The organism is Neisseria blantyrii (assembly GCF_962747855.1).
Classification (GTDB): domain Bacteria; phylum Pseudomonadota; class Gammaproteobacteria; order Burkholderiales; family Neisseriaceae; genus Neisseria; species Neisseria viridiae.
In genome coordinates this window covers 1-1,243 of sequence record NZ_CAUIZY010000030.1, presented here as the reverse complement: position 1 = coordinate 1,243, position 1,243 = coordinate 1, and the positions used below count along the sequence as shown (strand labels likewise).

The window sequence follows — 1,243 nt, the reverse complement described above, 5'->3', positions numbered from 1 at the left end:
GGGGGGGGGGCGATGGCGGCAAAATCCGTACCGATATAGACGGCTTCGCCGGGTACGTTCGGATTGGCTTCTTTGGCGCGGTCGAGATAAGTCTGCGATACGGCAACCAGCGCGTCGGCGCAGCGGTAGGCACGGTTGGCGCGTGAAGCAAAGGGCAGCAGCTTGTGCGGTACTTTTTTCAAAAACGGTACGACCGAGGAGAAAGACTCCGGCCATACGTCCTGCACGTCGATGATGAGTTTGTAGCCCAAACGCGCTTTATGTCTGCCTAAAAGCAGGTTGGTCGCCATCAGCGGATAGGCGGAATAGACGATGTCCCATTCGTGCGGGCGGCAACCTTCTAAGAGGCGTTCGAAATTTTTGACGAAGGTGCGGTGGCTGGCAAGCCGTGCCAGTGAGACGTTTTTGCCGTATCCCGGCTCGTCCAGCAGTATGACCTTCAGGCGTTCTGCGGAGGCGTTTCGGGCATCTTCATGCCGTCTGAAGGATTTGTCGTAGTGGCGGAAACGGCTGGTAATCAGCAACACGTCGTGCGATTGCGACAATAGTTCTGCCAGATACCAAAAGCGGTTGAAATACGGTTCGGACGGCAGCGAGCAGTAGGGGGCGACTATGGTGATGTTCATCGGCGGCTTTCAGACGGCATTACATGGTATAGGCGGCCATGGTGGTGCGGTAGATTTCGTCGTCGGAACAGAGTGCGGCGACGTGTGCGTGCAGCCTTTTGCCCATTGCTTCGCGCAACAGCGGCTGTCTGACGAGCGTGTCTACGGCGGCGATAAAGGCTTCTTCGTCGCCGAAGGGGATGCAGTAACCCGTTTCCCCGTTGACGACCATTTCGGAAATGCCTGCCATATCGTAGGTAACGACGGGCGTGTCGTAAAGTCCGGCTTCTAAGATGTTGTTGCCCACACCTGCGCCGTGGTCACCGATGCAGTGGGGCGTGTTCACCAAAATATCCACGTCTTTGAAGTAGGTGGTCAAATCGCGTATGCCGCCGAGGAAAGTAACTTTATCTTCAATGCCCAGATGCTTTGCCTGCATTTTCAAATTGTCCATTTCTTCTCCTATGCCCGCTATGTTGAGGCGGACGGGCATACCGCGGTCAACCATTTTTTTGAAAATGTCCAGCATCAGATGCACGGCGCGGACGGTGTCCAAACGGGAAAGCGTGCCGAGTACGGCGCATTCTTTTTCGGTTTTCCGGAAATGAAATTCCGGGGGGGGGGGGGGGGGGGTGTGG

General features: G+C 56.1%; 2 protein-coding genes. Both read right to left on the bottom strand.

The genetic code is table 11. From position 1 onward, the window contains the following. Positions 1-626, bottom strand: a 626-nt coding sequence (locus Q9J80_RS10800) for a glycosyltransferase (RefSeq protein ID WP_304678582.1), incomplete at its 3' end; no start/stop codon positions are given. Between the two features lie 19 nt (positions 627-645). Then, the coding region (locus tag Q9J80_RS10795; protein WP_304678580.1) for a glycosyltransferase at positions 646-1,243 on the bottom strand (598 nt) is incomplete at its 5' end.